The organism is Pantoea sp. S61 (genome assembly GCF_016625145.1).
In the GTDB taxonomy this organism is placed as follows: domain Bacteria; phylum Pseudomonadota; class Gammaproteobacteria; order Enterobacterales; family Enterobacteriaceae; genus Pantoea; species Pantoea rwandensis_B.
On record NZ_JACVUO010000014.1, the window covers coordinates 71,106 to 83,266 of the forward strand.

Consider the following 12,161-nt stretch of genomic DNA (forward strand, 5'->3'; position numbering starts at 1 on the left):
AGGAGGACTTTCGTGAAACTGAAAGCACTGGCGCTGGCCGCCGTAATGAGCACGGGCGTAATGTCAGCGATGGTACAAGCGGGTGAAGTCCCGAATGGCCCGCATGTCGTCACTTCTGGTCAGGCAAGCGTAGATGCCCGTCCTGATATCGCGACACTCTCCATCGTGGTGAATGTTTCCTCGAAAGATGCGGCTGATGCGAAAAAACAAGCTGATGACCGCGTGGCGCAATATTTCGATTTCCTGCAAAAGAACGGTATCGAGAAGAAAGATATTGATGCGGCAAACCTGAGCACGCAACCGGAGTATGACTACACCAAAGAAGGCAAGTCGGTACTAAAAGGCTATCGTGCGGTGCGCCAGGTGCAGGTGACGTTACGTCAGCTGGATAAACTGAATGAGTTACTGGACGGTGCGCTGAAATCTGGCCTGAACGAAATCCGTTCGGTGGAGCTGGGTGTAGCGAATGCCGATGCCTATAAAGATCAGGCGCGCAAAGCCGCGATTGCTAACGCCACTCAGCAGGCCGGTGCACTGGCAGAAGGCTTCAACGCGAAATTAGGCCCGGTGTACAGCATCCGCTATCACGTGGCGAACTACCAGCCAATGCCAATGGCGCGCATGTATAAAGCGGCTGCGGCCCCTGCGGATACCACCGCGCAGCAGACTTATGAGCAGCAGAGCATTCACTTTGACGATCAGGTTGATGTGGTGTTCGAGATCAAGCCGAATACCGCTCAGTAATCTGATGTGTTGAATCGTAGCGGCGTGATTGATCGCGCTGATTGGCGGTGGAACTGCCGTTCATTTACGCAATCAATTAAGCCGCTACGTTAATCTGCATTTGGGCTTATGCCGCCGCCGTATCCTGACGCAACACGCGATGACCGTGTGCGATCAACGCATCCGTCACGCTGCGCATCAAACGGCTCTCTGGCGCGAAGCGGTGCCAGTAAAGCATGCGGCGCTGGTACAGGCCTGGCGTCAAATCCACCAAATCACCTTGCGCCAGTTCTCGCTCAATCTGTAAGTGTGGGATCATACAGCACACTGAACCCTGACGCGCCAACTGCACAAAGGCTTCCGACGAGTTAACGATGTGGCACGGTACGCTGCCCGGTGACAGATCGAAGTTCTGCTGTAAAAACGCCTGATGCATATCATCCAGATGGTCAAACGCCACCGCTGGGGCTTTCAACAAAGCAGAGCGCGTGACGCCATTCGGGAAGTAGCGTGCAGCGAAATCTGGCGACGCGCAGAACAGATAATCCAGAGCACCCAACTGATCCACCAGACAACTCGGCAGCGGCTGCGGCTGGATACTGACGGCGCCGACCACTTCACCGCGACGCAGGCGTTCCTGGGTACGGGTTTCATCTTCTACCTGCAAATTCAGGCGCACCGGCGAATCGGCCAGCACATCTTTCAATGCAGGCAGCAGCCAGGTCGCCAGACTATCGGCGTTGACCGCCAGTGACAGCAGCAGTGGCGTAGTACCGCCGTTGTCATCACCCAGCCACTCTTCTTCCAGCAACTCCACCTGATGTAGCAGCGCCAGCAGTTTTTGCCCTTGCTCGGTCGGACGCGGCGGCACGGTGCGCACCAGCAGCGGCTGACCAAATAAATTTTCCAGCTGTTTAATGCGCTGTGACACCGCAGACTGCGTGATGCAGAGTTTTTGGGCCGCACGCTCAAAACCGCGCTCGCGAATCACAGCATCCAGCGCCTGAAGCGTTCGATAATCCGGGCGTTTCATTGTTGTTCTCTCTCGTTCAGGATGGAAAGTACTATGCCACAAAACTGTCATATTGTGCTGCGGCGGATTTTTGCGGGCTGGCTTCCAAAGGCTTAAATCGATGCGTTAACAGCCGCGCATTTTCACGACGCCTTGTTTTATACTACGCGCACTTCGATGTCGCACAGGTTTTAAACATACCATGACCCAGGATGAACTGAAAAAAGCGGTTGGTTGGGCAGCACTGCAATACGTGCAACCCGGCACCATTGTTGGCGTTGGCACCGGTTCAACAGCGGCGCATTTTATTGATGCGCTTGGCACCATGAAAGATCAAATTGAAGGCGCGGTCTCCAGTTCGGAAGCCTCGACGGAAAAACTCAAAGCCCTGGGAATTCCGGTTTTTGATCTGAATAACGTCGATGAACTGTCGGTTTACGTTGATGGCGCGGACGAGATTAATCCACAGATGCAGATGATCAAAGGCGGCGGCGCAGCGCTGACGCGTGAGAAAATTGTCGCAGCCGTGGCGAAAAAGTTTATCTGCATTGCGGATGCCTCCAAAGAGGTGGACGTGTTGGGCAATTTCCCGTTGCCGGTGGAAGTGATTCCGATGGCGCGCGCGTTTGTTGCGCGTGAACTGGTGAAGCTGGGCGGCCAACCTGAGTATCGTCAGAATGTGGTGACCGACAACGGCAACATTATTCTCGACGTGCATAATCTGCGTATTCTCGACCCGATTGCATTGGAAAAAACCATCAATGCACTGCCGGGCGTGGTCACCGTTGGCTTGTTTGCCGCGCGTGGCGCTGATGTTGTCTTAATCGGCACAGCAGATGGCGTGAAAACCATCACTTATTGATCTGATAGCGTACTCACCGGCGCGTGTGCTGCGCCGGTTATTTCCATCTGCAAAACATCTTTTCTTGCTGGGGTGAAATTTGGTGACTTATGTCACAAAAGATTCATCAACAGCAGGTTCGTACTTCGGCGCACTCGCATCCCACGATTTTGTTCGGCTTTGTGCTGCCTCAACGTGGGCGCGTGCTGGCGGTCAGGCAATCGTTTGTATTGCCGCGCTCGAAATTTTTGATATTTTGGCAGAAGGCTACCTTATGGTAGTCCTCGTTGAATTCTGAATAGGGTCGGGAAATGGCAAAGGTATCACTGGAAAAAGACAAGATTAAGTTCCTGCTGGTGGAAGGCGTTCACCAGAGTGCACTGGATAATCTGCGTGCTGCGGGTTACACCAACATCGAATTCCATAAAGGGGCACTGGATGCGGAGTCGCTGAAGTCCTCCATCCGCGATGCGCACTTCATTGGTATCCGTTCCCGCACCCAACTGACCGAAGAGATCTTTGCGGCGGCTGAAAAGCTGGTCGCGGTAGGCTGCTTCTGCATCGGTACTAACCAGGTTGATCTGAATGCTGCTGCAAAACGCGGTGTGCCGGTCTTCAATGCACCATTCTCTAACACCCGTTCGGTAGCCGAACTGGTGATCGGCGAAATGCTGCTGATGCTGCGCGGGATCCCTGAAGCAAACGCCAAAGCGCACCGTGGTATCTGGAACAAAGTGGCGAACGGCTCGTTCGAAGCGCGTGGTAAGAAGCTGGGCATCATTGGTTACGGCCATATCGGGATGCAGCTTGGCGTGCTGGCAGAAGGCCTGGGCATGCACGTGTTCTTCTACGACATCGAGACCAAATTACCGCTGGGTAATGCGACTCAGGTTCGTCACCTGTCTGATCTGCTTAACATGAGCGACGTGGTCAGCCTGCACGTACCAGAGAATGCCTCAACGCAGAACATGATTGGCGCAGACGAGTTGGCGCTGATGAAGCCGGGCGCACTGCTGATTAACGCCGCACGCGGAACCGTGATTGATATTCCAGCCCTGTGCAACGCCCTGGCGAACAAGCATCTGTCCGGTGCGGCCATCGACGTCTTCCCGGTTGAGCCAGCGACCAACAGCGATCCGTTCAACTCACCGCTGTGCGAGTTTGATAACGTGATCCTGACGCCACATATCGGGGGCTCCACTCAGGAAGCTCAGGAAAACATCGGCCTGGAAGTCTCGGGCAAGCTGGCGAAATACTCTGACAACGGTTCTACGCTGTCCGCCGTTAACTTCCCGGAAGTGTCCCTGCCGATGCATGCTGCCAGCGCCAGCCGCTTGCTGCACATCCATGAGAACCGCCCAGGCGTGTTGACCGCGATTAACCAGATCTTTGCCGAGCAGGGCATCAACATTGCCGCTCAGTATCTGCAGACCTCGCCAGTGATGGGTTATGTGGTTATCGATATCGATGCAGAAGAAGATGTGGCGGAAAAAGCGCTGCAGCTGATGAAAGCGATTCCGGGCACCATTCGCGCCCGCCTGCTGTACTGATGATTCAGGGCACCTTGCGTGCCCGTTCATCTTGCTGATTGATCAGGGCGCCACCTCAATTGGCGCCCTTTGTTTTATCGCTCGGCGCTATCCCACTGCCACAGCTTTGACGGCGTTAAAATAGCAGGCAAAGGGACATCCCATGCCGCGACTGGCAATGTCTCAACACGCTGGCAATCGTGCGCAATGCCCATCGGTAAAAAGCCATGCTGTTGCCAGTGCTGCAGGGTGCGATCGTAAAAACCTCCCCCCATACCCAATCGCTGACCCTGGTGGTCAAATGCCACTAACGGCACCAGCATCACATCCAACTGATCGAGTGTGGCCATCTGCGTGATATCCAGCGGCGGTTCAGGGATGCGCAATTTGTTTGGGGCCAGTGACGTCTCAGGCGTGTAACGCAGGAACAGCAGATGCCCTGGAGCGAAAGGATGCAGTACCGGCAAAAAAACCTGCTTTTTCTGCTGCCACAGCTTGGCAATCAGCGGGCGGGTGTTGATTTCGCCATCGACAGATAAAAACAGCGCGATGCGTTGGGCATTAGCGATAGGCGCAAAGTTAATAGCGTGCTCGGCGAGCAGATCGGCAGCTTGCTCCTGCTGTTCAGGCGTAAGGTTGCGGCGCAGATGGCGCACATGCTGGCGGATGTCCTGGCGATCAAGTAGGGAAGGTGCGGTCATGATGTCCCCGGCAGAGTCGGCAATTTGACCAACTATATCATGCGAAGCGGGAGATTCTCGTCATACTTCAGGTACAGGGGACTAACTGCGCTCATGCACCCCAATCACTCAATTCGTTAAGCTGATTGGGATCCATTTGCTTGCCGCCTTGCTGAAACATAAGTCTCAGGCGAAGGGGACTAAAGAGGAGATCTCCGAGATGCCGCCGCAGGCTGTAACCCTTGAACCCATGGTTCAAGGTGAACATGCCGTCACAATTATTAGGCTTCTCGGACGGACCGAGCATGCGCACAAATTGTGGATCGTCACATTCTGTTGGTATTAAATATCGGCTCAGGGGACGGGCCCGCTTGCAAACATCTCAGAGAAAATTGACTTCACCGTCACTCTAACACGAGTACCATGAAGTGTTATTCGAATTTAGGGCCCTGGCGATCAGTTATGCGACCTTGCTCAACTAATGCTTGTTCAATGGTCTGCTGCAGCATGCGGATACGTTGTTCCATGTTTGCTGCATAGTCGCGCGTCTTGCCTTTTTCCTGTGCCAGCTCGTGGCAGATGTTTAAGGCGGCGATGAACACCAGTTGCTCTGTATTGGTGACTCTAGTGCGAACTTTTAAATCTTGCAACCGTTGATTGAGATCCTCTGCAGCCAGATTCAGCGCATCTTGCTGTTCGGGCGGACAATTTACTCTCAATGAACGACCAAAAATCTGAATATCTACCGGTTGTGCAGACATGCCACCATCCTGACTGATTACTCTGTTCGCATCTCCCTTACCTGTCAATGGGTTGGGAGGTGCGCAACTATATAGAGCCGCGATATAAGTTACAACCCCTTTTCTGGAAACCCTGAGGCACCTGGTGGTAGCATAACACGAACTTATTCTGCCAACGACGACCAAAGCCTATGTCTTTACAGAACGAAACTCCTGGTTACAACGCGCTAGCCGCAGCCCTTTCTCAGCAGGGCGTGGGCATGACGCCAGCCGAAATGCACGGATTGCTGTCCGGTATTTTGTGTGGTGGCAGCAAAGATGCCAGCTGGAAAACCAAGATCCACGACCTCACCAACGACGGCATGGCGTTTTCACAAAGCTTGTCACAGCCGCTGCAGGCGCTGCATGAAAATCTGAGCAATACGCTGGAAGATGAGGGTTTCATGTTCCAGCTGATGCTGCCGGAAGATGATGACATCACCGTCTTCGATCGCGCGGATGCGCTCGCAGGCTGGGTCAACCATTTCCTGCTCGGCTTAGGCGTCACGCAGCCCAAGCTGGATAAAGTGACCGGCGAAACCGGTGAAGCGATTGACGATCTGCGCACCATTGCGCAACTCGGTTACGACGAAGATGAAGATCAGGAAGAGCTGGAGCAGTCGCTGGAAGAAGTGATTGAGTATGTGCGCGTGGCGGCCTTGCTTTGCCATGACACATTCACTCGTCAGCACACGCCAACTGCGCCGGAAGTGCAAAAGCCAACGTTACACTAAGTGCGTTATTGCGGGCGCGTGGTGCCCGTTTCAACAGGGAGTGCAAACATGATTACACTGGATACTTTCCAGCAACGTCGTCAGGCGCTGATTGCCCGTATGGCACCTGGCAGCACTGCTTTGATTTTCGCTGCACCTGAAGTGACCCGCAGCAACGACACGGAATACAACTTCCGCCAAAACAGCGACTTCTGGTATTTCACCGGGTTCAATGAACCGCAGGCGCTGTTAGTGCTGATCAAAAGTGATGACAAGCATAACCACAGCGTGCTGTTCAATCGTGTTCGCGACCTTACCGCAGAGATCTGGTTTGGCCGCCGCCTGGGGCAAGATGCCGCACCCGCTAAGCTTGGCGTTGACCGTGCTTTACCGTGGGATGACATCGGTGAGCAATTGCATCAGCTGCTCAACGGGCTTGATGTGGTTTATCATGCTCAGGGTGAGTACGCAGAAGCTGACCAACTGGTGTTCAGCGCGTTGGAAAAACTGCGCCGTGGCTTCCGTCAGAATCTCAGCGCGCCTGCTACCGTTACCGACTGGCGGCCGTGGGTGCACGATATGCGCCTGTTTAAAAGCGAAGCCGAGATTGAGATTTTGCGCCGTGCGGGAAAAATCAGTGCGCTGGCGCATACCCGTGCGATGCAAGCCTGCCGTCCGGGGATGTTTGAGTATCAGCTCGAAGGCGAAATTCACCATGAATTCAATCGCCACGGCGCACGCTTCCCTTCTTACAACACCATCGTGGGATCGGGTGAGAACGGCTGCATCCTGCATTACACCGAAAACGAAAGTGAAATGCGCGATGGCGATTTGGTGCTGATTGATGCGGGTTGTGAATTCCACGGGTATGCCGGTGACATTACCCGCACCTTCCCGGTTAATGGCAAATTCACGCAACCCCAGCGCGAGATTTACGACATCGTGCTGGCCTCGCTGTACAAAGCGCTGTCGATGTTCCGCCCTGGCGTCAGCATCCACGACGTCAATGACGAAGTGGTGCACATCATGATCACCGGTCTGGTCGATCTCGGCATTCTGGAAGGCAATATCGATACGCTGTTCGAAGAGCAGGCGCACCGCCCGTTTTTCATGCACGGCTTGAGTCACTGGCTGGGGCTGGATGTGCATGACGTCGGCCATTACGGTACACCAAGCCGTGATCGCATTCTCGAACCGGGTATGGTGCTGACCATTGAACCGGGTCTGTACATCGCGCCGGATGCGAAAGTCCCACCGCAGTATCGCGGTATCGGTATCCGTATCGAAGATGACATCGTGATCACCGATGACGGCAACGAAAACCTGACTGACAGCGTCGTGAAAGATGCCGATGCGATTGAAGCCTTGATGGCAGCGGCAAGCCACGCATGAGCATTTTGATTGCAGGCGGCGGTATGACCGGGGCAACCCTGGCGCTGGCGATTTCGCATCTGACGCAAGGCCAACTGCCCGTCACGCTCATTGAGCGCAGCCTGCCGGATAGCCGCAAACATCCTGGTTTCGACGGTCGAGCGATTGCGTTAGCGGCGGGCACCTGTCAGCAGCTGGCGGATATCGATGTATGGCGCTCGCTCGCAGATTGCGGCACGCCAATCACGGATATTCACGTCTCTGACCGTGGCCACACCGGTTTTGTGCAGCTCAAGGCGGATGATTATCAGGTCCCAGCGCTGGGGCAGGTGGTTGAGCTGTTTGATGTGGGACAGCGCCTGTTCCAGCGTCTGAAAAGTGCGCCTGGCGTGACACTGCGTTGCCCGGATTACGTCACGACGGTGGAGCGCTCAGCAGAGTCTGTCACGGTGACACTCAACAGCGGCGAGCAGCTACAGGGCGCGTTGCTGGTGGCAGCCGATGGCTCACGTTCGCCACTTGCGGCGTCATGCGGCATGACCTGGCAGCGGGACGATTACCAGCAGCTAGCGGTGATTGCCAACGTTACCACGCAGCAACCGCATCAGGGGCGTGCTTTTGAACGCTTCACCGAGCACGGCCCGCTGGCACTATTACCGATGTCTGGCAATCGCATGTCGCTGGTGTGGTGTCATCCCGTCGAGGCAGAAGCTACGGTGAAACAGTGGGATGATGCGACCTTCCTGCACGAGCTTCAGCAAGCGTTTGGCTGGCGCTTAGGGCGTTTCACCCATGCCGGCCAGCGCGAAGTGTATCCGCTGGCGCTGCAAACCGCTGAACGTCAGGTAGCGCATCGCCTGGCGCTGGTGGGCAATGCGGCGCAAACGCTGCATCCGATTGCGGGCCAGGGTTTTAATCTGGGCCTGCGCGATGTGATGTCGCTGGCGGAAACGCTGGCAGGTGCACATCGTCAGCAGCAGGATGTGGGCAGCTATGGCGTGTTGCAGCACTTCGCTGCCCGTCGTCAACCGGATCGCTCCGCGACAATCGGCGTGACCGATGGCCTGGTGCGGCTGTTTGCCAATCGTTATGCGCCCTTAGTGGCGGGAAGAAATCTTGGGCTGGTGGCAATGGACCATCTGCCATGGCTGCGAAACCCACTTGCCGCGCGCACGCTCGGCTGGGTAAAGCGTTAAGCATGAATTAAGGGGCAGCAATGCAAACATTTGATGTGGCTATCGCCGGTGGCGGTATGGTAGGTCTGGCTGTTGCCTGCGGATTACAGGGCAGCGGCCTGCGCGTTGCCGTGCTGGAGAAAGCACCTGAGCCACAATTTGATCCAGCGAGCGCCGCATCGATTCGCGTCTCGGCGATCAACGCTGCCAGCGAACGTCTGCTGCAAAAACTGGATGTCTGGTCCAGCATCCTGGCGTTGCGCGCTAGTGCCTATCACGGCATGGAAGTGTGGGATCAAGACAGCTTTGGTTCCATCAGCTTTGATGATGAGCAGCAAGGCTTATCCCATCTCGGTCATATTATTGAAAACGAAGTGATTCACAGCGCATTGTGGCAGCGCGCCAGTCAGTGCAGCGACATCACCTTATTTGCCCCTGCGCAGTTGCAGCAGGTGGCCTTTGGCGACAATGAAGCGTTCGTCACTTTACAGGACGGCAGCATGATGAGTGCGCGCCTGCTGATTGCCGCGGATGGCGCAAACTCCTGGCTGCGCGACAAGGCTGACATCCCGATTACCTTCTGGGATTACGATCATCATGCGCTGGTTGCCAATATTCGCACCGATATGCCGCACGATGCGATTGCGCGTCAGGTGTTCCATGGCGATGGCATTCTGGCGTTCCTGCCGATGCAGGACCCGCATCTCTGTTCTATTGTCTGGTCATTGTCGCCGCAGGAAGCGGCGCGGGTGCAATCGATGCCAGAAGCGCTGTTCAACCAGCAGTTGTCGGTCGCCTTCGATATGCGCCTCGGCTTGTGCCATGCTGAAAGCGAGCGCAAAACCTTCCCGCTGATGGCGCGCTATGCCCGTAACTTTGCCGCACACCGACTGGCACTGGTGGGCGATGCCGCACACACCATTCATCCGCTGGCCGGGCAGGGCGTCAATCTTGGCTTTATGGATGCCGCAGAACTGATCGGTGAAATTCGTCGCCTGCATCAGGAAGGCAAAGATATCGGACAGCACCTTTATCTGCGCCGTTATGAGCGCAGCCGCAAGCACAGTGCGGCAATGATGCTGGCCGGCATGCAAGGATTCCGTGAGCTGTTTGCGGGCACCCATCCGGCGAAAAAGCTGCTGCGTGATGTGGGATTGAAACTGGCGGATACACTGCCAGGCGTAAAACCGATGATGCTGAAGCAGGCCATGGGGCTCAATGATATGCCCAGCTGGATTCGTTAAATTCTTTTCAAATGGCGCCGATTCAGGCGCCATTTTTTTTGCATGATTCACTGTCTCGTCATACCAAAAGCCGATCCTAAAAGTGACCGCTACGTCTGCGCTTGGACGTTGCAGGCTGTGTTCAGACAAGCGCACATCAAATGGCTTTTTCACCCTATGCACTGCTCTGGTGCGTCTCTGCACTCAAATTGCGCCTCGTTTGATTTATTCTAATTTTACTCGTCAATTCGCATTACTTTAACTAATGATGATATCGCGGGTTCGCCGGACCTTTTTGTCGTACTGAGGCGTGTGTTCCATTATCAGGCTGTATTTATCGTTCTTAATTGTATTTTATGCGTAGTTAATCACAAAAATGCAGTGAATTATGCTGGGTTGGGTTTGGTGAGTCCTAAGGGGGTGATACTGTTTCGCCCTCGTTTTCCTTATGGTTAATCGCCGCGTTCGGTGGTAACTTCAGCACAAAGAGAACGTTTGCGTCAGCCGATACAGGCGGCGCAGGCGCGTCACACTCACTTGTTTTCACAGGATGGTTATGACTCAGCAAACGCCTCTATTCGAACAGCATCAGGCATGCGGTGCGCGCATGGTGGATTTCCATGGCTGGATGATGCCACTGCATTATGGCTCGCAAATGGATGAGCATCATGTCGTGCGCAACGATGCCGGTATGTTTGATGTTTCCCACATGACCATCGTCGATCTGCGCGGTGTCCGCACCCGTGAATTCCTGCGTTATCTGCTGGCCAACGATGTCGCCAAACTGACGCAACCCGGCAAAGCTCTCTACACCGGCATGCTGAATGCTTCGGCTGGCGTCATTGATGATTTGATTGTTTACTTTATGACCGAAGACTTTTTCCGCTTAGTGGTGAACTCCGCGACGCGTGAGAAGGATTTGGTGTGGATCAAACAGCACGCTCAGCCGTTTGGTGTCGAACTCACCGAACGTGACGATCTGGCACTGATTGCCGTTCAAGGTCCGCAAGCGCAGCAGAAAGCACAGACGCTGTTTACTGCGGCGCAGCGTGAAGCGGTGGCAGGCATGAAACCGTTCTTTGGTGTGCAAAGCGAAAATCTGTTCATTGCCACCACCGGTTATACCGGTGAAGCCGGTTATGAAATTGCGATGCCGAACAGTGAAGCGGCCGATTTCTGGCAGAAACTGCTGGCGGCAGGCGTCAAACCGGCTGGCCTGGGCGCGCGTGACACGCTCCGCCTGGAAGCGGGGATGAATCTGTACGGTCAGGAAATGGATGAAGGCGTTTCACCGCTGGCGGCCAACATGGGTTGGACGGTGAGCTGGGAACCTGCCGATCGCGATTTCATCGGCCGCGAGGCGCTTGAAGCGCAACGTGAACATGGCACTGATAAGCTGGTGGGTTTGATCATGACCGAAAAAGGGGTGTTACGAAACGGCTTGCCGGTGCGTTTCACCGATGAACAAGGTCAGCCACAGCAGGGTATTATTACCAGTGGTTCCTTCTCCCCGACGCTGGGTTACAGCATCGCGCTGGCACGTGTGCCAGCGGGCATTGGTGAGCAAGCGATTGTAGAGATCCGCAATCGTGAAATGCCGGTGAAAGTCACTAAACCGATTTTTGTTCGCGCCGGTAAACCGGTCGCTCAGTAATTTTTCAGGAGAAATGGCGATGAGCAATGTGCCTAATGAATTGAAATACCGCGATAGTCACGAGTGGGTGCGTAAAGAAGCCGATGGCACCTTCACTGTGGGTATCACTGAACACGCGCAGGAACTGCTGGGCGATATGGTGTTTGTGGATCTGCCTGATGTAGGCGCCACTTTCGCTGCCGGTGATGACTGCGCCGTCGCGGAGTCGGTGAAAGCCGCCTCAGACATCTATGCCCCCCTAAGCGGTGAAATCGTTGCTGTGAACGAAGAACTGGCCGATGCACCGGAGCTGGTCAACAGCGAACCGTACGCAGCGGGCTGGTTATTCCGTATCAAAGCCAGCGACATTTCAGAACTTGATTCTATGCTCGACGCCGATGCCTATAAAGGCGCTATCGACGAGTAACCGGTAGTCATCGAAGGTGCTGCACTGCAGCGCCTTCTTTTTTATCTGCCTGATT

13 protein-coding genes and 1 other RNA gene are annotated in these 12,161 nt (G+C 54.9%); 10 read left to right on the forward strand and 4 right to left on the reverse strand.

Annotation, left to right across the window (positions count from 1 at the left end; all coding sequences use genetic code 11):
• Positions 1-12 precede the first annotated feature (12 nt).
• Positions 13-744, forward strand: a complete 732-nt coding sequence (locus IAE30_RS21940) for an oxidative stress defense protein (protein ID WP_045814671.1) — start codon at positions 13-15, stop codon at positions 742-744.
• Between the two features lie 106 nt (positions 745-850).
• Here the strand turns inward: IAE30_RS21940 and IAE30_RS21945 are convergent, their stop codons facing one another.
• The gene (locus IAE30_RS21945) at positions 851-1,756 is read right to left on the reverse strand and encodes a LysR family transcriptional regulator ArgP (protein WP_038644982.1); all 906 of its coding nucleotides are present in this window, start codon (positions 1,754-1,756) and stop codon (positions 851-853) included.
• 181 nt (positions 1,757-1,937) lie between these two features.
• Between IAE30_RS21945 and rpiA the strand changes: the two genes are divergently transcribed.
• The 3 genes from rpiA (at position 1,938) to serA (ending at position 4,126) form a co-directional block, all read left to right on the forward strand.
• Complete coding sequence (gene rpiA / locus IAE30_RS21950; RefSeq protein WP_200681017.1) at positions 1,938-2,597, forward strand: ribose-5-phosphate isomerase RpiA; 660 nt, start codon at positions 1,938-1,940, stop codon at positions 2,595-2,597.
• Positions 2,598-2,679: 82 nt separating this feature from the next.
• On the forward strand, positions 2,680-2,874 hold the full coding sequence (locus tag IAE30_RS21955) for a hypothetical protein (RefSeq protein ID WP_155287966.1): 195 nt from the start codon (positions 2,680-2,682) through the stop codon (positions 2,872-2,874).
• A 13-nt stretch (positions 2,875-2,887) separates the two neighbouring features.
• The gene (gene serA / locus IAE30_RS21960) at positions 2,888-4,126 is read left to right on the forward strand and encodes a phosphoglycerate dehydrogenase (RefSeq protein ID WP_038644986.1); all 1,239 of its coding nucleotides are present in this window, start codon (positions 2,888-2,890) and stop codon (positions 4,124-4,126) included.
• 74 nt (positions 4,127-4,200) lie between these two features.
• Here serA and IAE30_RS21965 read toward each other — a convergent pair whose 3' ends face one another.
• The 3 genes from IAE30_RS21965 to zapA all read right to left on the reverse strand — a co-directional run bounded on the left by IAE30_RS21965 (position 4,201) and on the right by zapA (position 5,546).
• A complete protein-coding gene (locus tag IAE30_RS21965; RefSeq protein ID WP_045831711.1) occupies positions 4,201-4,806 on the reverse strand; it encodes a 5-formyltetrahydrofolate cyclo-ligase in 606 nt (201 codons plus the stop codon).
• A gap of 187 nt (positions 4,807-4,993) precedes the next feature.
• A non-coding RNA gene (ssrS, locus tag IAE30_RS21970) (6S RNA) lies at positions 4,994-5,177 on the reverse strand.
• Between the two features lie 39 nt (positions 5,178-5,216).
• Entirely contained in the window at positions 5,217-5,546 is a 330-nt protein-coding gene (gene zapA / locus IAE30_RS21975; RefSeq protein ID WP_034823204.1) for a cell division protein ZapA, read from the reverse strand.
• A gap of 170 nt (positions 5,547-5,716) precedes the next feature.
• Between zapA and IAE30_RS21980 the strand changes: the two genes are divergently transcribed.
• The 6 genes from IAE30_RS21980 (at position 5,717) to gcvH (ending at position 12,106) form a co-directional block, all read left to right on the forward strand.
• Positions 5,717-6,298, forward strand: coding sequence for a YecA family protein (locus IAE30_RS21980; RefSeq protein ID WP_038644991.1), 582 nt, complete (start codon positions 5,717-5,719; stop codon positions 6,296-6,298).
• Between the two features lie 48 nt (positions 6,299-6,346).
• Positions 6,347-7,669 (forward strand): Xaa-Pro aminopeptidase, encoded by a 1,323-nt coding sequence (pepP, locus tag IAE30_RS21985; RefSeq protein WP_200681018.1) that lies wholly within the window; start codon positions 6,347-6,349, stop codon positions 7,667-7,669.
• Positions 7,666-8,844: a 2-octaprenyl-6-methoxyphenyl hydroxylase gene (ubiH, locus tag IAE30_RS21990; RefSeq protein ID WP_200681019.1), complete on the forward strand. Its 1,179-nt coding sequence runs from the start codon at positions 7,666-7,668 to the stop codon at positions 8,842-8,844. Before pepP ends, ubiH begins: the two co-directional genes overlap by 4 nt.
• Before the next feature lie 20 nt (positions 8,845-8,864).
• A complete protein-coding gene (gene ubiI / locus IAE30_RS21995; protein ID WP_200536751.1) occupies positions 8,865-10,067 on the forward strand; it encodes an FAD-dependent 2-octaprenylphenol hydroxylase in 1,203 nt (400 codons plus the stop codon).
• 535 nt (positions 10,068-10,602) lie between these two features.
• Positions 10,603-11,700, forward strand: a complete 1,098-nt coding sequence (gene gcvT / locus IAE30_RS22000) for a glycine cleavage system aminomethyltransferase GcvT (protein ID WP_200681020.1) — start codon at positions 10,603-10,605, stop codon at positions 11,698-11,700.
• Positions 11,701-11,719: 19 nt separating this feature from the next.
• Complete coding sequence (gene gcvH, locus IAE30_RS22005) at positions 11,720-12,106, forward strand: glycine cleavage system protein GcvH (RefSeq protein ID WP_038645001.1); 387 nt, start codon at positions 11,720-11,722, stop codon at positions 12,104-12,106.
• Positions 12,107-12,161: the final 55 nt, after the last annotated feature.

Coding starts and splice junctions, on each gene's coding strand:
- IAE30_RS21945 (WP_038644982.1), bottom strand. CDS start 1,756: ATGAAACGCCCGGATTATCGAACGCTTCAGGCGCTGGATGCTGTGATT.
- rpiA (WP_200681017.1), top strand. CDS start 1,938: ATGACCCAGGATGAACTGAAAAAAGCGGTTGGTTGGGCAGCACTGCAA.
- serA (WP_038644986.1), top strand. CDS start 2,888: ATGGCAAAGGTATCACTGGAAAAAGACAAGATTAAGTTCCTGCTGGTG.
- IAE30_RS21965 (WP_045831711.1), bottom strand. CDS start 4,806: ATGACCGCACCTTCCCTACTTGATCGCCAGGACATCCGCCAGCATGTG.
- zapA (WP_034823204.1), bottom strand. CDS start 5,546: ATGTCTGCACAACCGGTAGATATTCAGATTTTTGGTCGTTCATTGAGA.
- IAE30_RS21980 (WP_038644991.1), top strand. CDS start 5,717: ATGTCTTTACAGAACGAAACTCCTGGTTACAACGCGCTAGCCGCAGCC.
- pepP (WP_200681018.1), top strand. CDS start 6,347: ATGATTACACTGGATACTTTCCAGCAACGTCGTCAGGCGCTGATTGCC.
- ubiH (WP_200681019.1), top strand. CDS start 7,666: ATGAGCATTTTGATTGCAGGCGGCGGTATGACCGGGGCAACCCTGGCG.
- ubiI (WP_200536751.1), top strand. CDS start 8,865: ATGCAAACATTTGATGTGGCTATCGCCGGTGGCGGTATGGTAGGTCTG.
- gcvT (WP_200681020.1), top strand. CDS start 10,603: ATGACTCAGCAAACGCCTCTATTCGAACAGCATCAGGCATGCGGTGCG.
- gcvH (WP_038645001.1), top strand. CDS start 11,720: ATGAGCAATGTGCCTAATGAATTGAAATACCGCGATAGTCACGAGTGG.